The following is an 18,761-nucleotide window of genomic DNA, read 5'->3' as shown; positions in this document are numbered from 1 at the left end:
GTTCTGGTGTCGAATTAAGCCCTGGGCAATATGCCGGTGCGGTTCGAAAGGACAGGAAAAACGTGGGAGACGTTGCTCCGCTGCGACTTTCGGAGGCAGCGCCGACCAAGATCGCGACCGGTAAAGGCCGGAATCGCATGGGAAAATACCCTCATGGGATGAGGGTATTACGGGGTACGACGGTTTGGGAAATGCCGCCCCGTCCCGTTGCAGGTCAGCTACAGGCTGCGCAAGTGCCGCGCAGTTCCACCACCGGGCGCACGTCCGCGAAACCGGCCTGCTTGGCGGCGGCGATGAGGGCGCCGGTCAGCTTGTCATCGTCGATGTGGACGGCTTGTCCGCAGGCGTCGCAGATCAGGAAGATGCAATCGTGCTGGCAGCCGGGGTGGCTGTTGGCCAGATAGGCATTGGCGCTTTCCACCCTGCGGGCGAGATTGGTGCGCACGAAAAGGTCGAGAATGCGGTACACGCTGTTGGGCGCCACGCGCTTTCCGCGCAGGGCCGAGACGCTTTCCGCAAGGTCGTAGGCCGAAGCCGGGCGTTCGCGCTCTGCCAGCGCGCCGAAGACGTCGGCGCGCATCTCGGTCCACTGTTCGCCGGCTTCGAGAAGAGCGGCGCGGGCGGCCTCTACAAGGCTGTGCCCGGAATGTTCGTGATGATGATGCGCATTAGCCATGCGGCCCATATGGGCATTGGCAGGGCCGGGTGCAATTGAAAGCTGGAGAGAGCGCTCCCGCGCGCCCTTCGCGGCTCAGTCGACCTGTGCTGCGGCCTCGGCGGGCGGCACGATGCCGCCTGCGATCGTGTGATTGCCGATGCCCATCACGCCGAGCACCAGCAGCGCACCGCCGGCGAAGCCGAGGGCGAAGAAGCGGTAGAAGTCGGCCTTGAAGAGTCCCATGACGAAAATCAGCTCATGTTGATGGTAACGATTGCGTGGCGCTCACTTGGAGCGAATCGCCTTGCCGTCCAGTGAATGGCGACGAGCCGCGCCCCATTCTGCGACGAACCGTTGATCTGGGTCGGTAGGACGGTCCAATCGCGATGGAACCGTCACAATTGAGTCAATGAGTCGTGCCTGCAAGCAGGGCCGAGGCGACCGAGACCACGGCCAGCCCCGCTACCGGCAGCGCCGCGCAGGCAAAGGGCAGGGCGAGCGCGCCGATGACGTGATGAGGCCTGCGAATGCGGCCCAGCCGCACGAGGACCGCCGCCGTGGCCAGCCCGACGAGGAAGGCGACAGTGACGAGCGGTCCAAGCCACATCAGCCACATATTCGTCTCCTTCGCGTCGTCGGACCGGCTGGGGCCGGATCAGTGCTTGAAGTGGCGCATGCCGGTGAAGACCATGGCCAGGCCCGCTTCGTCGGCAGCGGCGATGACTTCATCGTCGCGGATCGAGCCGCCCGGCTGGATCACCGCCGTCGCGCCCGCCTCGGCGGCGGCCAGCAGGCCGTCCGCGAAGGGGAAGAAGGCGTCCGAGGCGACGGCCGAGCCGACCGTGCGGGCCTGGGCCCAGCCGAACTTCTCGGCGGCTTCGGCCGCCTTCATCGCGGCGATGCGCGAGGAATCGCGGCGGTTCATCTGGCCTGCGCCGATGCCGGCGGTGACGCCGTCCTTGGCATAGACGATCGCGTTGGACTTGACGTGGCGGGCCACCGTCCAGGCGAACAGGCAGTCCTTCAGTTCCTGGTCGGTCGGCGCGCGCTTGGTCACGACTTTGAGATCGTCGAAGCCGATGGCGCCGCTGTCGCGGTTCTGCACCAGCAGGCCGCCGGTGATCTGGCGCACCAGCAGGCCGGCGCGGCGCGGATCGGGCAGGTCGCCGGTCAGCAGCAGGCGCAGGTTCTTCTTCTTGGCGAAGAAGGCGCGCGCGTCCTCGTCGGCATCGGGGGCGACGACCACTTCGGTGAAGATCTGGCAGATCGCCTCGGCCGTGGCGCCGTCGAGCGTGGTGTTCACCGCGACGATGCCGCCGAAGGCCGATACGTCGTCACAGGCCAGCGCGCCCTGCCAGGCTTCCAGCAGGCTGGACCCTTGCGCCACGCCGCAGGGATTGGCGTGCTTGACGATGACGACGGCCGGATCCTGGCCCTTGAACTCGGCGGCGAGTTCGAAGGCGGCGTCGGCGTCGTTGTAGTTGTTGTAGGACAGTTCCTTGCCCTGCACCTGTTCGCCTTGGGCGAGGCCCTTGGTGAAGGGGCCTACGGGCGTGTAGAGCGCGGCCTTCTGGTGCGGGTTCTCGCCGTAGCGCAGGGTGGTGGAGAGGCGGCCGTTGACGCTGAGCATCTCGGGGAACTCAAGGCCCTGATCGGCGAAAGCGAACCACTGCGAGATCATCGAATCGTAAGCGGCGGTCTGCGCGAAGGCGCGCGCGGCCAGCAGCTTGCGGAAGGCCAGCGCGGTGCCGCCATCCGTGGTTTCCAGTTCCGCCAGCAGGCCGTCGTAGTCCTTGGGATCGGTGACGATAGCGACGAAGGCATGGTTCTTCGCGGCCGAACGCACCATCGACGGGCCGCCGATGTCGATGTTCTCGATCACTTCGTCACGGTCGGCGCCCTTGGCGACGGTCGCTTCAAAGGGGTAGAGGTTGACGACGACGAGGTCGATCGCGCCGATCGCGTGATCGGCCATGGCCTGCGCATGTTCCGGGTTGTCGCGCACGGCCAGCAGGCCCCCGTGGACCTTGGGGTGCAGCGTCTTGACGCGGCCGTCCATCATCTCGGGGAAATCGGTGATTTCCGAAATGTCCTTCACGTCCAGACCGGCATCGCGGAGCGCCTTGGCGGTGCCGCCGGTGGACACCAGCTCCACCCCGCGCGCGGCGAGCGCCTTGCCCAGATCGGCGAGGCCGGTCTTGTCGGAAACCGAAAGCAATGCGCGGCGGATCTGGACGGTATCGGTCATGAAAACGGCCTCGTTCTGGACTGGCGGACTAGGGATTTTGCGCGCGCTCTAGGTCGCCGGCAACGAGTCCGCAAGGGGGCCGCAAAGCTCCCGCAAGGTCAGGGTGCCACAAGCCGTGGGGCTCGTCGCGGCAGTTCACCCCATTTTCTTGATAAGCCAGCCGAAATTACCGCCTCCTCGCGAGACCATTCCCTGGATCACCAGTTGCTGCGTCGCCTGGGGTCGGCCCTGGCCGTCCACCCAGAGCGAATCCTCCAGCGTAACCTCGCCGGCGCTGCTGCGGAACTGCCAGAGGCTGCCGTCGGGCAGGGCCATGCCCGCGCCCTGTCCATCCTCGGTGAGGAGCACTTCGACATCGGCGCCCAGGTGGAAGCGGATGGCAAAGCCCACCTTGCCGCGATGGCCCTTGCGCCCCGCCGGGATCAGCACGTCTTCGCCGCGAAGCTCGCTGCCGTCGTCGCGCAGGATCAGGATGCGGCGGTGGGTGAGGCCGTAGCGCGCCTCGTAGCCGTTGTGGCTGGCCTCGATCCGGGTGGCGTTGCCGCCGTTTTCCTGCACCAGCGTCTTGCGATCGATATCGACTTCGCTGACGCCGCCGCCGATCGCGCCGTTGATGAGGACGGCGGTGGAATTGGCATCGTCCAGCGTCAGGGTCGAATGGGCGGCCGTGGCGCGCAGGCCCTGTTCGAGGCGCACCGGCACCAGGCCGCCGCCGCTGGCCGAGCCGCCGCAGTTGACGATCAGGCGGTGGCCGGAATGCGACATCTCGAACGCCAGCGTGGAGGCGCAGCCGTAGCGGGCATGGGCCGGGAGCGGCGGCGGCGCGGTATCGAACTGGAGGATGGACTTGTGGGCGAGCACGCGCTGGTAGCCCCACTGGCGCACTTCGCGCAGCGGACGGGTGCGCACGCCGGTGGCCTTGACGAGGGCATTGACGTCCTCGCCATCGACCGCCCAGCCGCCTTGCCAGGATCCCAGCGAGCCGTCGCCATGAGTCAGCGCGAGCAGCGGCGGCACCAGCAGTTCGATCACCCGCTCCACCGCGCGCGGCGCATCGCGGCGGGTGGCGTGATAGCAGTTGCGCAGCCGTACGAGCAGCGCGATCGCCTCCATCTGCGCAAGCGGGCTGCGCGAAAGCACCCCGCCGTCGTCGCCGATCAGTTCGCCGAGCGCCTTGATGAGCCCGGCCTCGCCATAGAGGCGGCGCGGGCGTCCCTCCGGCAGCAGCAGCCCGGCGGCGACGATCGCGCTCCACCCGGCAACGGCGGCCAGTTCGTCCTCGGCGCGGCCGACATGGCGGTCCAGCCAGCGGGCGGTTTCGGAAATATGCGCAAGGGTGCGGTTGCGCAGGGCCTTCTCGCCCGAGAGGATCAGCGGGGCGTGGGCCAGCCAGTTCATCAGCCGCGCGCCGGTATTGCCGACATCCCAGGCCGGGCCCTTGCCGGGCTTGGCGGGGGGCTTGGGATTGGCCTGGAGCCAGGCGGTGAGAATGCGCTCGGCCACGCCGATGCCCTGTTCGCGCGGGGCGCAGGCTTCGAGATCGGTCAGCCAGGAGAAGCTGTGGACCACGCGCTCCAGCGGCGGCGTGACGCGGGAGGGTCCGGCATAGTCGACCTGGGCGATCGCGGTCTTGGCGCCGTGGATCAGGAAGTGCCCGGCCCTGAGCGCCGTTCCCGCCGCGGCATGGCCGGGCAGGGTATTGCTGACGGTGGCCAGCAGGCGAGTGCGCGCCTTCTTGCCCATCGGCGCGGACAGCACCGATCCGGGAATGCCCAGCCGATAGGCGAAGCGGATCAGCCGCTCGCCCGGGCCGACCGAGGGCGGCGAGAAATCGGCCAGTGCCAGCGCCCGGCTGCCGTCGATCTGGGCGACTTCCTGCGGTTCCGCGCGCGGCGGCAGGAAGTCGGCATCGTGGAGGTCGGAGGCAAAAGCGGTGATGTCGGTAGTGGTGATATCGGGGGCCGTGATATCGGGATGGCCGGACTCGGCACCGAAATCGGTTGCATCCTGGAGGGCCGGAGATCCGCTAACGCTTTGATTCAAGGCAGCCTCCTCGCGCCCGTCCCGTGACATGTCCCCAGCAGGAAGCGCCGGAAGCCCTCCTGTGTTCCCGATCGGAAAACGCGGACTCGGGCATCCGGGCTCCCCGTTTCAGGCCTTCCCGTTTCAGTCGAGGCCCTTCAGGGCGCGAATATTGGCGGCGTACTGCGAAGGCCCGCCGCGGAAGGTCGCGGAACCGGCCACCAGTACGTCGGCGCCTGCCGCCACGCAGAGCGGCGCGGTCTTGGCATCGACGCCGCCGTCCACTTCGAGGCGAATGTCGCGGCCCGACTTGTCGATCATCTTGCGCACGGCCTCGATCTTGCGAAGCTGGCTGGAAATGAAGCTCTGACCGCCGAATCCGGGGTTCACGCTCATGATCAGGACCAGGTCGATCTCGTCGATCAGATAGTCCAGCATCTTGGCAGGCGTGGCCGGATTGAGCGAGATGCCCGCCTTCTTGCCGAGGTTTCGGATCGTCTGCACCGTGCGGTGGACGTGGGGACCGGCCTCGGGGTGAACGGTGATATAGTCCGCGCCGGCATCGGCAAAGGCTTCGAGATAGGCGTCTACCGGAGAGATCATCAGGTGGACGTCGAAGACTTTGGCGGAATGCGGGCGCAGCGCCTTCACCACGGCGGGGCCGATGGTGATGTTGGGCACGAAGTGGCCGTCCATGACATCGACGTGGATCCAGTCGGCTCCGGCTTCGTCGATCGCGCGGACTTCCTCACCCAGGCGGGCGAAGTCGGCGGACAGGATGGAGGGCGAGATCAGCGGCGTGGTCATGGTAAAGAACGGTACTCCTCGATGCGAAGGATAGGGCACCAGATATTGGGGGTACAAGCGCAGGCCGCCCGTTTTCCACACGCCATATGGAGGAAGTCCCGTAATTCCGCCGGGCCGCGGCGGCGCGCGATCCGGCGTGAGACCCGTTGTGAGCCATTGTGAATTGCCAATTCAGAGTGCATTCACGGCCCGGATGGCAGTGCGGCGCCGGTATTTCATGGACTTGTGCCGTGATGCATGATGGAAACGGAGATGATGTTGAAGTTCCCCAAGGTGCCCGCGATGGTTGCAGCCGGGCTTGCCGCCCTGGCGGTTACGGCGACGGTATCGACGCCTGCCGCGGCCCAGTATCGTGACGAGGTCCGCAACGACATGAGCCAGTGCCGCTCCGGCGGCGGCCCCGCAATCATGGTTACCGTGGACGGGATCAAGTCGTCCGAAGGGCGGATGCGTGTCCAGTCCTACCGCGCCACGTCGGCCGAATGGCTCGCCAAGGGCAAGTGGCTGAAGCGGATCGAGGCACCGGCCAAGGCGGGGACGATGACGTTCTGCGTGCCGGTTCCGGCCTCGGGCACTTACGGCATCGCCGTGCGCCACGACGTGAACGGCAACGGCAAGACCGATCTCGGCTCCGACGGCGGCGCGATGTCGAACAATCCTTCGATCAACATCTTCAACCTCGGCAAGCCGAGCTACACCAAGGTCGGCGTGCCGGTGGGCCATGAGGTGAAGTCGATCCGCATCCAGATGCGCTATATGTGAGGCAGGGCCGAACGGGACTTGTAGTGCGAACTCCGGGCTAACGGAAATACGTCATCCTGAACTTGTTTCAGGATCCATTTTGCCGATCAAGCCGCCGTCGATGGTCGGAAATGGATCCTGAAACAAGTTCAGGATGACGGGATCGCTAGTTCAAGCCGTTGTTCCGCTTCGCCAGGATCGCGCGAGCATCCACGAGGTCGGAGGGCTTGTCCACATCGACGGCGGCAAGCCCGTCGCGCGCCGCGACGAGGCGGGCCTTGAGGCCGATCTTCGCGCCCAGCCTTGCCAGCGCGGCGGAAAGCGTGAGGCGGCCCAGCGCGTAGCTTGCGAGCATGCCCAGGCCTAGCCGCGCGGCTATGCGCCAGGGGCGCTTGCGATCGGCTTCGACCAGCTTCCACGTCTCGATCGCGGCTTCGGCATGCCGGGTCTTCAGCAGGAAGAGGTTGCAGCCCGACCAGTGGCCGTCGGCAAAGCGCAAGTAGGTGCGCCGCGATCCCGGCATGGCCTGCTCGATCGCCTCGCGCCGTGCCAGCAGGACCGCGACGTCGGCATCCTCGGGGGTGTCGTCCAGAAAGTCCCGCACCCACTGGCCGCGTAGCAGGGCATGGTCGGAAGTCGTCACCAGCATCGGCGCCCCGAGCCGGGCGAAGCCCGCCGCGACGCTGGCGCTGGGACCGGCCTCGGCGGGTATCGTTTCGCAGCCGAGCAGTTCGGCGAGGGCCAGGACCGCAGGATCGTTGGCGACGACCGCCAGCCGCGCGATTCCGGCATCGCGCAGCGCCTGGGCGACATGGGCGAGCATCGGCTTGCCCTCCAGTTCGACCAGGGCCTTGTGGTTGAGGCCTTCCGCCGCCGCGACCGGATCGGGCGCGCCGGGGCGGGATCCTGCGAGAATCAGGGCTGCGGGCATCATGCGGGTCGGCGCTCCATCGCCTTCTTTGCGCGCCAGACATGCCAGAGCACGCCGGGTGCGGACAGCACAGGATGTCGTTCCCGCCATGGGGTAATGGCCACGGGGACGCCGGTATGGCGTTCGATCTTCCACGCGGCGTAGCGGGCCGCGCCTTCGAAAGTGGTCGAGGCCTTGAGCAGGCGCAGGACGTTGTAGGGCTTGCCCAGCCGCTGGCGGCGCTTCCACCAGGCCAGGGTGCGGCTGCGCTCGCGCGGGGAAAGCTGCGGGCGCAGGCTGCCGCTGGGCAGGCGTTCGAAAGCGATGTCGTCGGCCGTGAGGGCGAGCGGCAGCAGGCCGCCGAAATGCTCGCGGTTCACCGAGAGGATCGAATCCTCGCGTCCGGCCTTTTCCACCCGGAATTCCGCCGCGTAAGTGGCGCGGAACAGGGCGCGCCAGTAATCCTCGGAAGTGCCCGTTTCCGGGCCGAGTGCCACGGCCAGCCGGGCGGCCGTGCGGGCGGCGCCGGATACGGCGGAGGCGACACGGCCAAGCGCGGCTTCGTCACGCTGCCAGGCGATCCCGCTCGGCTGGACGAAGCGGGCCCAGATCGTGGTGTCGAGCAACTCGCCCGCAGCGGCGGCGCGGAAGGTTTCGAGCGACATGGTCGCCACTTTGGCGCGCAAAGGCACGCCTTCGAAGGTCCACTCGTGATAGCTGACGCGCGGCCAGATCTTCTCGACCTGCGGGCCTTCGGTGAGGACGTAGAAGTCCAGCACGCCTTCGAGCGATCCGGTGCGCAGGTTCGAGCCGTAGAACAGCACGGCCACGGTATTATTGGCAGCAAGCGCCAGCCGCTGCGCGAAAGCGCGGACTTCGGGCACGACGGCGCGTTGCAGCGCCTGGCTTACGCGCCCTTCCAGATCTTGGGTCATGTCGTCATGCTCGGGCACCGGCCGCCTGAAATCAAGCGCCGGTGCCATGTTTCGTCAAAAAACGAGTTCGCAGGAACCCTGGGAATCAGGGGACCACGAAGGTCAGCTGAGGCCCTTCCTCAAGCACGTAGTTGCCACCAGGGAAGGACTCGCCGTCGAGAATGAACGAGCCGCCAAGTTCCAGATCCACCGCGCTGGCGCTCAGGCGATGGGTGCCGCGGCGTTCCAGGAACTTGCCGCCCAGACCGAAATAGAGGATCGCGGGCAGCAGGGCGATGATCCAGCGCACCGGCCAGTCGATCACGCCCAGCTTCATGCCGGGGGCGACGTGGCGACCGAAGGGGCGCGCGCCGAGGGGGAACTTCTCGAACGTGGTGGCGACGGCCATGAAGCGTTCGTCGGCGTGGCCCGAGCCTTCGTAAGGAAGGTCGCGGCCGGTATGACGGTCGATCAGGCGCATCGGCGTGCAGGAACGCCAGGGATTGCCCTTGCGGCCGAACAGCGTCTGGAAAATGCTCCAGAGCACGCTCAGGCCGACCGCGAAGCTGTTGAAGGCGCCGCGGCGATGCGCTCCCTGCCCGGCCTCGGTGGCGAGCGAGAAGGCGCCGGTGCCGAGGATGAAGCCCTGGACACTGCCGCTGTTCGCGTCCCGCGACGAGATGCGCAGCGGACGGCGGGTCACGGTCTTGCCCTTGTGCGCAGCGGCCATGGCTTCGGTGAGCGACCAGTGGGTCGGCAGGCCGATGTCGATGGCGAGCGCATTGGTCTTGCCCTTGGGCAGGACCATGAAGGTGGGCCATTCGTCTCCGAAGATCTCCGCGCCGCAGGTCAGCACGTCGCGCACGGTGCCGTCGCCGCCATCGACCACCAGGTAGTCGATGCCGCGGCGGGCGAAGCCGTCGAGCACGCCGAACAGTTCTGCGCGGGTGCGCGGAGTCTCTGTCAGGATGTTGGAGCAATCCGCCATCTCGGGCGCGTGGCCCTTGTTGCGATGGCTGCGGGGATTGCGGATGATGCCGACGAGGGGAACGGCGCGACCACGACGGGCCACGCGCGCCGGGCCGGTGGCCTTGCGCTTGCCTTGCTCACCGAAAGTCGGCAGCGTTTCGAATTCGTAGATGGTTCCGTACACGGAAGCCTATGTAGGGATCCCATGTGGAAAAATCATCAGGAAACATTCACTGACACATTAAGGTTACAGTTGTATGGCGTTTTTACGCCACTTGCAAGTCCGGCAAAATCTGCCGCATTTTACGCAAGCGGCGCCGTTGCCTATGGCGAAGCGACGGATTACGGCCGGAAACATGGTCGAACATGACAATCTCCTTCCCGTCGCCACCATCGGCGTGAACCCGGTCAAGCTCTGGGGTCTGACAATGGCCGAACGCGTCGCGCGGATCGCCCGCGCCAATGGCGCCCATCCTGATTCGTCCTCCCCGGGGAGGATCGCGCAAGGGCCATCCATCCTGTCGAATGCCGCTTTTGCGTGGGATCCCGCCTGGTTCAAATACGTCACATCGCGCAGCGGCATGGTGCTGACGCTCGGCGGCGTCCCCGCGCTTGCCCATGCCGCCGACGCCGCCCAGGCCTCGCGAATCGCCGAGGCCATGGCTGCCGGCCGGCCGCTGGCCGACACCGCCGGCCTCGATGTCGTGGCTTATGAGAGCGGGCCGACGATCGAGAACAAGCAGCTGCGCAAGCGCGAGACGCCGTTCCTGATGGCGCTCACCCCCGGCTCGGTCCGCACGATCGAGCGGGCCAGCTACTTCGGTGCCTACAAGGGCGTCACCGACGTGCTGACCAAGTACCTCTGGCCGGAATGGGCGCTGGTGCTGACGCGGATCTGCGCCAAGGCCCACATCACGCCGAACATGGTGACCGCAGTGGGCGCGGTGTTCTGCGTGCTGGCCACCGTGCTCTTCGCCTATGGCCATTACTGGCTGGGCATGGCGCTGGGACTGGCCTTCATGGTGCTCGATACCGTGGACGGCAAGCTCGCGCGCTGTACCATCACCTCGTCGGAATGGGGCAATGTCGCCGATCACGGCATGGACCTGGTCCACCCGCCGTTCTGGTGGTGGTTCTGGGCCACCGGCCTCGCGACCTGGGGCCTGGCCTATGACGATGCGACCTTCTGGTGGGTGCAGGGCGCGATTCAGGGCGGCTATGTGGTGCAGCGCCTGATCGAGGGCCTGTTCATGAAGCAGAACGGGCTGATGCACATCCATGTCTGGCGCAAGTTCGATAGCCAGTTCCGCCTGATCACCGCGCGCCGCAATCCGAACATGGTGATCCTGTTCGTGGCCATGCTGTTCTCGCGCCCCGACATCGGCCTGATCGCGGTGGCCTGGTGGACGGCGATTTCCTGCCTCATACATGCGGTACGGCTGGTCCAGGCATGGATCGTTCGCGCGCGGGGCGGTACGATCACGTCCTGGCTTTCGGACGCCTGAAGGGAAAACGACGATGAACGCGACGATCGAGAAGTTCGGCTATCCGCATACGCTCGTCGCGGAATTCGCGCATTGGGTGGTGCTCGCCCGGCCTGCGCAGCCGACGCTGGGTTCGCTGGTGCTGGCGGCCAAGTCCGACGCAACGGCCTTCGGTGATCTTGCCGCGGAGGCGCATGCCGAGCTGAAGACCGTCACCGCCGCCATCGAGGCGGCGCTGGCGGAGGCGGTCGGTTATGCCCGGCTCAATTACCTGATGCTGATGATGGTGGACCCTCACGTCCACTTCCACGTCATCCCCCGCTATGAAGGCGCGCGCGAGTGGCAGGGGCGCGAGTTCGTGGACTGCGGCTGGCCCAAGGTGCCCGATCTCGGGCATGCCGTGGCGCTGGAGGGCGACGAGTTGGCTGCGCTAGTGGCTTGGTTGAAAGGCGCGTTTGCCTGATACGCGGTGCCCCGCCGAGGGGGCTTCGACAGGCTCAGCCTGAGCGGTTTTGAAAGCAGGTCGCTGAATTCCGCTCAGGCTGAGCCTGTCGAAGCCCCCTCGGCGGCCCCCCTCACCAGGTGTCGGTCAGCTTCGTCGCGATCTCGATATCGTTGAGGAAGTCGACTTCGGCCCAGTCCAGCCCCTCGATCGAGACGGTGCCGACCTTGCCGGTGGGCGCGATCGAATCGATCACCTTGAGATACCAGTGCTGGACGCCCTCGGGCGTGCGCATCGCCTGGCGGACGGTTTCGCGGAACAGGTCTGCGCCTTCGCCGCGGAAGGCCAGGAAGCCGATCGATTCGGAGTTGGACTGCGCGGCGGTCAGCGTCTTGCCGATATGGACCAGCCGGCCGTCGGCCTCGCGTTCCACTTTCATGTCGTCGCTGTCGTAGCCTTCCGCCTTCACGTCCACGGTGACGGTGATCGGCCAGGTCTTGCCCTCGGCGTCGGTCGCGCCCTGCTGCACGCGATTGACGATTTCCTCCGAAACGAGGGTATCGCCGTTGAGAATCAGGAAGTCGCCGCGCATCGCCTCGCGCGCGATCCAGCATGAGCCGAGGTTGTCGGCCACCTTGAAGAACGGATTGAAGCGGATGTTGATCTCGACGCGGGGATCGTGAATCGCGCTCAGGTGCGCTTCCAGCATGTCGGTCATGAAGCCGGTGACGACGTCGATCCGCTTCACGCCCCCGCGCGCCAGCATCTCGATCTGCCATTCGATCAGCGACTTGCCGGAGAAGTCGATCATGCACTTGGGCCGCTCGGCCGTGAGCGGAAGCAGGCGCGAGCCCTGGCCGGCGCTGAGGAGGATGGCGTGTTCGATCATGGAGTTTCGCGCTTCGTGATTGGGAGGAATGGCCACGCATCTAGGGATTTAGAGGCGTTTTGGAAATGCCCGGGGGGCATTTTCTGGCGGCACCGGCCCTCTCCCCCACCCGACCTCCCATCAGGATACACTCGTGGGAGGTCGGGTGGGGCGCCTTAGAAACTTTGGGGGCCGGTGCCGCCAAAATCCGCCCGCGGCGGATTTTCAAACAGAATCCCGCAAACCCGCCAGGCAAGCGGAGATTCATTCAGCATGGGGAAATCCCTGATCGCCACAGCTTGCAAGTCTCCTCCCCCTCGTTCACATGCAGCCGCAATGTCCGCCAAATTTCACCGCCGCGAGAGCAAATCTCCACTAGGGCGGATCCTACAGAACACGGCCTGGCTGCTGGGCGGCAAGGGTTTCGGCGCCGTTTGCGGCCTGGCCTATCTTGCCATCCAGACGCGATCGCTCGGCCTCAAGGATTTCGGCCACTTCTCGCTGATCTTCGGGACTGCGCAGGCGCTGATCGCGCTGGCCAGCTTCCAGACCTGGCGCGTGGTTGTGCGCTACGGCAGCGAGCACGTCCATGCCAAGGACTGGGGCAAGCTCGGCCGTCTCGGCATGCTGTGCGGGCTGCTGGACGGCGTGGGCGCCGTGCTCGGCTGCGGTCTCGCGGCGATCCTGATCTACGGCTTCGCCCATATGCTGGATCTCAATCCGCATTTCATCGACGTCGCCTTCTGGTTCTGCGTCGGCTCGCTCTGGGCGCTGGTTTCCGCGCCGACGGGGATCGTGCGTGCGCTCAACCGCTTCGACATGGCTGTCTATGTCGAGGCGATCGTGCCCAGCGGCCGTCTGGCGGCTTCGCTGGTGATCTGGCTGACCGGGCCGAGCGTCGGGCGCTTCCTGTTCGCCTGGGCGGCGATCGATATCGTCGAGGCCATACTCTACTGGATCATGGCGCGGCGCCTCTGTCCGGCTGCGGTGAACTTCGCGAACTTGCGCAACTGGCGCAAGGCGATCGACGAGAATCCGGGCGTTACCCGCTTCTTCCTGCAGACATACGTGGCTTCCACGCTCGATGCCGCCATGAAGAACGGGCCGCTGCTGATCGTCGGCGCCTGGGTCGGCACCAAGGCGGCGGGCCTCTATCGCCTCGCCTCGCAGATTTCGCAGGCCCTGAGCAAGCTGTCCTCGCTGCTGACCCGCTCCGTCTATGCCGAAGTGGCACGCGCGCGGGTTGCCTCGGAAGCGTCGGAATTCCGCAAGCTCGCACTCCAGACCAGCAAGATCGCGGGTCTGGCCGGGATCGTCGTGGTGACCGTGGCGGTGCTGCTGGGCAAGCAGATGCTGGAAGTTATCGGCGGCGACGATTTCGAACAAGGCGCGGCGATTCTCGTGCCGCTGACCCTGGCGGCCTGCTTCGACCTGGCCAGTGTTGCCTTCGAACCGGTGCTCCATGCCACGGGCCGCGCGCGCCATTCGCTGGTGGCCCGCCTCATTGCGCTGATCGCCATGGCCATCGGGCTGGTGTTCCTGCTGCCGGTCGGCCCGAGCGGGGCGGCCTGGGCCGTCGCGGTCGGCGGCGCGGTGTCCTACATCGCCATGGGCCTCATGGCTTGGCGGACGCTCCAGCAGATCGACCGCAACGAGATCAGCATCTCGCCTGACCCGGAGGACGATCTGCCGGTAGCCGATTCGGCAGGCTGAGTTCCCGTCTACCTTTCCAAACGACATCGGAGGGGTATCATGCGGCGATGCTATCGACCGCGAACACCCTGACCGAAGAGGCCCTGGGCCTCGCCGAGCGCATTGTCGCGCTGCGCCGCGCCATCCATGCCGAGCCGGAAATCGGCCTGCACAATCCCCGGACGCGCGACAAGATCCGCACGGCGCTGGCCCATCTCCCGCTCGAATGGCGCGAGGGGCCCTCGACCACCGGCCTTGTCGCCACGCTGAAGGGCGGCGCGGGGGCGGGCGGCTGCGTGCTGCTGCGCGGCGACACCGATGCCCTGCCCATGCCCGAAGAGACCGGGCTGGATTTCGCCTCGACCGTTCCCGGGCTGATGCATGCCTGCGGCCATGATACCCATGTCGCCATGCTTGCGGGCGCGGCCGAGATCCTCGCGGCCCGGGCCGCGAGCCTGACCGGCGAGGTCCGCTTCATGTTCCAGCCGGGCGAGGAAGGCCACCACGGCGCGCGCTTCATGCTGGAGGACGGCCTGCTCGGCGGCGACGGCTTCGATCGCGCGCTGCCCGATGCCGCCTTCGCGCTGCACATCATGCCTAATGCCCCGCACGGCGTGATCGGCGGCCGGGCCGGGCCGCTGATGGCGGCGGCGGACGAACTGCGGATCACCGTCACCGGCCGGGGCGGTCATGCCTCGATGCCGCACGATGCGGTGGACCCGGTGCCGGTCGCCTGCGAGGTGGTCTCGGCGATCCAGACCATGGTGGCGCGGCGTTTCAGCGTGTTCGATCCGGTCGTCGTGACGATCGCCAGGATCGAGGCGGGCAGCGCCCACAACGTCATCCCCGACAGTGCGAAGCTCACCGGCACCATGCGCACGCTTTCGGCGGAGAACCGGGCGCGTCTCAAGGACGAATTGCCGCGGCTGGTCGCCGGGATCGCCGGGGCTCACGGACTGACCGGCGAAACGACGATTTTGGAAGGCTTCCCGGTGACGGTCTGCGATCAGCGCGCCGTCTCCTTCGGCGAAAGCGTGGCGCAGGGTCTGTTCGGCGAGCAGGCATTCCGCCGCTTGCCCGATCCGATCATGGGCGCCGAGGATTTCGCCTATGTGCTGGAAAAGGTGCCGGGCGCCATGTTCTTCCTGGGCGTCGCACCGGAAGGGGCGGACTGGAAGCACTGCTGTGGCATCCACTCCACCCGGATGATGGTGGACGAAAGCGCCCTGCCGCGCGGCGCCGCCTTCCTGGCGGGGCTGGCGCAGGACTGGCTGGCCCAAGGCTTCCGATAACGCGCTTCTCATAAAAGAGTTTTCCCTTTCCGCCTTCCCTCGCGGCCAAGGTGCCGTCATGAAGCGGGGCCATGAACAAGTGGCAATTCTGGGTCGATCGTGGCGGAACCTTCACCGACGTCGTGGCGCGCGCGCCCGATGGCGGGTTCAGGCGGCTGAAGCTGCTCTCCGAAGACCCCGGCCGCTATGACGATGCCGCCGTCGAAGCGATGCGGCGGCTGACCGGCACGGCGGAGGGAGACCTTCCCGAAGCCGAACTGCGACTGGGCACCACCGTCGCCACCAATGCGCTGCTCGAAGGCAAGGGCGAGCCGGTGCTGCTGGCGATCACGCGCGGCTTCGGCGATGCGCTGAAGATCGGCACGCAGGAGCGGCCCGACATCTTCGCGCGCCATATCGTCCTGCCCGACCCGCTCAATTCCGCCGTGTTGGAAATCGACGAGCGTGTCGGCGCCGATGGCACGGTCCACCGCCCGCTCGATCTGGGCGCGGCGCGTGCGGGCCTGCAACGCCACTCCGACGCGGGGCTGCGCGCCGTGGCCGTGGTGCTGATGCACGGCTATCGCCACAAGGCGCACGAGGCGGCGCTGGCCGATCTCGCGCGGGAGATCGGCTTTACGCAAGTCTCGGTCAGTCACGAGGTTGCCCCGCTGATCAAGCTGATCGCGCGCGGCGATACCACCGTGGTGGACGCCAACCTTTCGCCGGTGCTGGCCCGCTATGTCGCGGGGCTGGAGGCGGGGCTGGGGCTCAAGGTCTCCGCGCTCTACATGCAGTCGAGCGGCGGGCTCACCACGGGTGACGCTTTTGCTGGCAAGGACGCGATCCTCTCCGGTCCGGCGGGCGGCATCGTCGGCATGGCGGCCATCGCCAAAGAGGCTGGGTTCGACCATGTGCTGGGCTTCGACATGGGCGGCACCTCCACCGACGTGTCGCACTATGCCGGGGCCTACGAGCGCGACAGCGAGACGCGCGTGGCTGGCGCCCGCGTGCGCGTACCGATGATGCGGATCGAGACGGTGGCAGCGGGCGGCGGATCGATCTGCCGCTTCGACGGCGCGCGCTTCCTCGTCGGGCCGGAGAGTGCCGGCGCGGTGCCCGGCCCGGCCTGCTATCGGCGCGGCGGCCCGCTGGCGGTGACCGATTGCAACCTGCTGCTCGGCAAGCTGCGGCCTGAACATTTCCCGCATGTCTTCGGTCCCGAAGGCAACGAACCGCTCGACCTTGCCGCGGCCGAGGCGCGGATGGACGAAGTCTTGGCCGAAGTCCGCGCCGCTACGGGCCGTGAACTGACGCGCGAGCAGGCGGCGGAAGGCTTCCTGGAAATCGCCGTCGCCAACATGGCTAATGCCATCAAGACGGTCTCGCTGCGGCGCGGCCACGACATGACCCGCGCGGCGCTGGTGACGTTCGGCGGCGCGGGCGGCCAGCACGCCTGCAAGGTGGCCGATGCGCTGGGCGTGACCAGTGTGCTCTGCCACCCGCTCGCCTCGGTGCTCTCGGCCTATGGCATGGGCCTCGCGGATCGGCGGATGCTGCGCCAGCAGACCTTGTCGCTGCCGCTGGAAAGTGACGCGATGAGGTCACTCGACGCTGCGGTTGCGGTTCTTGGCGATGAGGCAAGGGCGGCGCTGGCTGCACAGGGCATCGCCCCGGAGGAAATCGCCATCGAGGCGGCGCTGGCCGTGCGGCCCAAGGGCAGCGACAATGCCATCGAAGTGCCGGTAGGCTCGCTCGATGCCATGCGCGAGGCCTTCAGCGAGGGCTGGCACCAGCGCTTCGGCTTCGGCGCGGGCGAGCAGCTTATCGGCGAAACACTGCGGGTGGAGGCGGTCCACGCCGGTCATTCCGGCGGCGGCGCGACGCTGGTTCTTCCCGCCGAATCCTCGCCTGCGGCCGAGCAGGTCGATCTCTGGACGCAGGGCGCGCACCACCGGGTGCCGCTCTATCTGCGCGAGGGGCTGGCCGAGGGCTTCGAGGCCGATGGCCCGCTGCTGGTGGTCGATGACGTTTCCACCACCGTCGTCGAACCCGGCTGGCGCGTGCGTGTCGATCATGTCGGCAACCTGATTCTCACCCGTGATGCGCCGCAGCAGGTGCAGGCCGATCTCTCGACCGAATGCGATCCGGTGCGCCTCGAAATCATGGGCGCGCTGTTCATGGCGATTGCCGAGGAAATGGGCGCGGCGCTCCAGCATTCGGCCAGTTCGGTGAACATCCGCGAACGGCTGGACTTCTCCTGCGCGCTGTTCGACCGCGCGGGCAATCTCGTCGCCAATGCGCCGCACATGCCGGTGCATCTGGGCTCCATGGGGGAGAGCGTGCGCACGATCCTCCAGCGGCGCGGGGATGGGAAGGGTGGGCCAAGGGACGGGCGCGGAATCCTGCCCGGCGACGCCTATGTCCTCAATGCGCCTTACGATGGCGGCACCCATCTGCCCGACATTACCGTGGTCATGCCCGTCTTTATCGAAGGCGAGACGGTTCCTGCCTGGTTCGTCGCCGCGCGCGGGCACCATGCCGATATCGGCGGGATCAGCCCCGGCTCGATGCCGCCGGGCTCGCGTTCGCTGGACGAAGAGGGCGTGTTGATCGACAACGTGCTGCTGGTCGATCGCGGGACGCTTCAGGAAGCCCCGCTGCGCGAACTGCTCGCCTCCGGCCCGCACCCCTCGCGCGCCATCGAGCAGAACCTTGCCGACTTGCGCGCCCAGCTCGCCGCCTGCCAGCGCGGCGCCTCCGAACTGCGCCGCGTTGCGCGCGAGCAGGGACGCGAGGCGGTGGACGCCTACATGGCCCACGCGCAGGCCCATGCCGAACAGGCCGTCCGCGCGCTGATCGAGCGGCTTCAGGAGGGCCATTTCCGGGTGCCGATGGACAACGGCGCCGAGATCGCGGTCTCCGTCACCATCGACCGCACCGCAGGCGGGGCGACCATCGACTTCGCCGGCACCAGCGCCCAGCTTCCCGACAATTTCAACGCCCCGCTGCCGGTCGTGCGCGCGGCGGTGCTCTATGTCGTGCGCACGCTGATCGATGATGCGGTGCCGATGAACGAGGGCTGCCTGCGGCCGATCACCTTGCGGGTGCCGGAAGGCTCGATGCTCTATCCCAAGGCCCCGGCCGCCGTCGTCGCGGGCAATGTCGAGACGAGTCAGGCGATCACCGACGCGCTGTTCGGCGCGCTGGGCGCCATGGCCGCCTCGCAGGGGACGATGAACAACTTCACTTTCGGCAATGCCCGCTATCAGTATTACGAGACGATCTCGGGCGGTTCGGGCGCGGGGCCGGATTTCGACGGCACGCCGGTGGTGCAGACCCACATGACCAACAGCCGCCTTACCGATCCCGAGGTGCTGGAAAACAACTATCCGGTGCTGCTGGAGGAATTCTCGATCCGGCGCGGCTCGGGCGGTGAGGGCGCACACAAGGGCGGCGACGGCGCCACCCGGCGCGTGCGGTTTCTGGAGCCGATGCAGGCGGGCATCCTCTCGCAGCGGCGCAGGACTTCGCCTTTCGGTCTCTCGGGCGGCGCGGACGGCGAGCCGGGGCGCAACCGGATCGAGCGCGCCAATGGCTCGGTCGAGGAACTGGGCGCGACGGCGACGGCGCAGTTGGAGACGGGGGATGTGTTTGTGATCGAGACACCCGGAGGCGGCGGATTCGGGCAAGAAGGGAAAGGGTAAAAGCAGGGGATCCCTTCGGCGAACCGCA

General features: G+C 67.1%; 16 protein-coding genes. 6 read left to right on the top strand and 10 right to left on the bottom strand.

From position 1 onward, the window contains the following. Nucleotides 1–214: 214 nt before the first annotated feature. The 6 genes from NTCA1_RS20140 to rpe form a co-directional block, all read right to left on the bottom strand. Nucleotides 215–676: a Fur family transcriptional regulator gene (locus NTCA1_RS20140; protein ID WP_086493354.1), complete on the bottom strand. Its 462-nt coding sequence runs from the start codon at nt 674–676 to the stop codon at nt 215–217. 75 nt (nt 677–751) lie between these two features. After that, a complete protein-coding gene (locus NTCA1_RS28535; RefSeq protein ID WP_167381918.1) occupies nt 752–901 on the bottom strand; it encodes a hypothetical protein in 150 nt (49 codons plus the stop codon). A gap of 163 nt (nt 902–1,064) precedes the next feature. Next, the gene (locus NTCA1_RS20135) at nt 1,065–1,274 is read right to left on the bottom strand and encodes a hypothetical protein (RefSeq protein ID WP_086493313.1); all 210 of its coding nucleotides are present in this window, start codon (nt 1,272–1,274) and stop codon (nt 1,065–1,067) included. 39 nt (nt 1,275–1,313) lie between these two features. Beyond that, nucleotides 1,314–2,906 (bottom strand): bifunctional phosphoribosylaminoimidazolecarboxamide formyltransferase/IMP cyclohydrolase, encoded by a 1,593-nt coding sequence (gene purH / locus NTCA1_RS20130; RefSeq protein WP_159831619.1) that lies wholly within the window; start codon nt 2,904–2,906, stop codon nt 1,314–1,316. A 135-nt stretch (nt 2,907–3,041) separates the two neighbouring features. Next, nucleotides 3,042–4,979, bottom strand: coding sequence for a heparinase II/III family protein (locus NTCA1_RS20125; protein ID WP_374705207.1), 1,938 nt, complete (start codon nt 4,977–4,979; stop codon nt 3,042–3,044). 93 nt (nt 4,980–5,072) lie between these two features. Continuing rightward, nucleotides 5,073–5,735 carry a ribulose-phosphate 3-epimerase gene (rpe, locus tag NTCA1_RS20120; RefSeq protein ID WP_086493315.1) on the bottom strand — a complete coding sequence of 221 codons (663 nt, stop codon included), beginning with the start codon at nt 5,733–5,735 and terminating at the stop codon, nt 5,073–5,075. Nucleotides 5,736–5,987: 252 nt separating this feature from the next. Here rpe and NTCA1_RS20115 point away from each other — a divergent pair, with 252 nt between their 5' ends. Beyond that, nucleotides 5,988–6,497: a DUF2141 domain-containing protein gene (locus NTCA1_RS20115; protein WP_086493356.1), complete on the top strand. Its 510-nt coding sequence runs from the start codon at nt 5,988–5,990 to the stop codon at nt 6,495–6,497. A 145-nt stretch (nt 6,498–6,642) separates the two neighbouring features. Here NTCA1_RS20115 and NTCA1_RS20110 read toward each other — a convergent pair whose 3' ends face one another. The 3 genes from NTCA1_RS20110 to NTCA1_RS20100 form a co-directional block, all read right to left on the bottom strand. Then, nucleotides 6,643–7,410: a nucleotidyltransferase family protein gene (locus NTCA1_RS20110; protein WP_159831618.1), complete on the bottom strand. Its 768-nt coding sequence runs from the start codon at nt 7,408–7,410 to the stop codon at nt 6,643–6,645. After that, on the bottom strand, nt 7,407–8,321 hold the full coding sequence (locus NTCA1_RS20105) for a hypothetical protein (protein ID WP_159831617.1): 915 nt from the start codon (nt 8,319–8,321) through the stop codon (nt 7,407–7,409). Before NTCA1_RS20105 ends, NTCA1_RS20110 begins: the two co-directional genes overlap by 4 nt. Nucleotides 8,322–8,406: 85 nt before the next feature. Further along, nucleotides 8,407–9,453, bottom strand: coding sequence for a diacylglycerol kinase family protein (locus tag NTCA1_RS20100; RefSeq protein WP_159831616.1), 1,047 nt, complete (start codon nt 9,451–9,453; stop codon nt 8,407–8,409). A gap of 172 nt (nt 9,454–9,625) precedes the next feature. Here NTCA1_RS20100 and NTCA1_RS20095 point away from each other — a divergent pair, with 172 nt between their 5' ends. Next, on the top strand, nt 9,626–10,774 hold the full coding sequence (locus NTCA1_RS20095; protein ID WP_159831615.1) for a CDP-alcohol phosphatidyltransferase family protein: 1,149 nt from the start codon (nt 9,626–9,628) through the stop codon (nt 10,772–10,774). 13 nt (nt 10,775–10,787) lie between these two features. Continuing rightward, nucleotides 10,788–11,216 (top strand): HIT family protein, encoded by a 429-nt coding sequence (locus NTCA1_RS20090; protein ID WP_159831614.1) that lies wholly within the window; start codon nt 10,788–10,790, stop codon nt 11,214–11,216. A gap of 112 nt (nt 11,217–11,328) precedes the next feature. Here the strand turns inward: NTCA1_RS20090 and NTCA1_RS20085 are convergent, their stop codons facing one another. Further along, complete coding sequence (locus NTCA1_RS20085) at nt 11,329–12,084, bottom strand: sugar phosphate nucleotidyltransferase (protein WP_159831613.1); 756 nt, start codon at nt 12,082–12,084, stop codon at nt 11,329–11,331. A gap of 315 nt (nt 12,085–12,399) precedes the next feature. Here NTCA1_RS20085 and NTCA1_RS20080 point away from each other — a divergent pair, with 315 nt between their 5' ends. From NTCA1_RS20080 to NTCA1_RS20070, 3 genes are all read left to right on the top strand, one after another. Further along, a complete protein-coding gene (locus tag NTCA1_RS20080; protein ID WP_086493319.1) occupies nt 12,400–13,776 on the top strand; it encodes a lipopolysaccharide biosynthesis protein in 1,377 nt (458 codons plus the stop codon). A gap of 47 nt (nt 13,777–13,823) precedes the next feature. Then, nucleotides 13,824–15,047 (top strand): M20 family metallopeptidase, encoded by a 1,224-nt coding sequence (locus NTCA1_RS20075; RefSeq protein WP_159831612.1) that lies wholly within the window; start codon nt 13,824–13,826, stop codon nt 15,045–15,047. Nucleotides 15,048–15,118: 71 nt separating this feature from the next. Further along, nucleotides 15,119–18,733, top strand: a complete 3,615-nt coding sequence (locus tag NTCA1_RS20070) for a hydantoinase B/oxoprolinase family protein (protein ID WP_159831611.1) — start codon at nt 15,119–15,121, stop codon at nt 18,731–18,733. The last annotated feature ends 28 nt before the right edge of the window (nt 18,734–18,761 follow it).

The organism is Novosphingobium sp. TCA1 (genome assembly GCF_009811895.1).
Lineage (GTDB): Bacteria > Pseudomonadota > Alphaproteobacteria > Sphingomonadales > Sphingomonadaceae > Novosphingobium > Novosphingobium panipatense_A.
The sequence above is the reverse complement of the archived record's forward strand: the minus strand, read 5'-3'. Positions and strand labels throughout refer to the sequence as shown.